1 protein-coding gene is annotated in these 322 nt (G+C 35.1%); it reads right to left on the bottom strand.

Annotated features, from left to right (window positions below; genetic code table 11):
* Positions 1-269: hypothetical protein (locus KH400_RS23625; RefSeq protein ID WP_217228776.1), on the bottom strand; the 269-nt coding region annotated here is incomplete at its 3' end.
* Between the last annotated feature and the right edge of the window lie 53 nt (positions 270-322).

Genomic DNA, 322 nt, shown 5'->3' with positions numbered 1-322 from the left:
CTTTTCTTTCCTTTTAGTTTTGTCTTTTTAAACTGTTCCAATTTCTTACTACAAAGAAATTGGCAAAAGCTAATATATATGCCCTTCCAACTAGTTGCTTCATATTCTTGGTCATAGATGACGATCCTTTTTGGCTTTTTACCTGTCACGTTTGAGGACCAGTCCATTATTTCTATCTGTTCATTCAAACTACATTCTTCTTGATTGATATTGTCAGTAACGACATCGTGCTCTTCACCACTAACGATCACATCCTTTAATTCGGACAATGTTCTTACCTCATCTAGATTGTAGTGAACTATCCTATTGATCTTTACTCCAC

The sequence above is a fragment of the Desertibacillus haloalkaliphilus genome, from assembly GCF_019039105.1.
Lineage (GTDB): Bacteria > Bacillota > Bacilli > Bacillales > KJ1-10-99 > Desertibacillus > Desertibacillus haloalkaliphilus.
The sequence above is the reverse complement of the archived record's forward strand: the minus strand, read 5'-3'. Positions and strand labels throughout refer to the sequence as shown.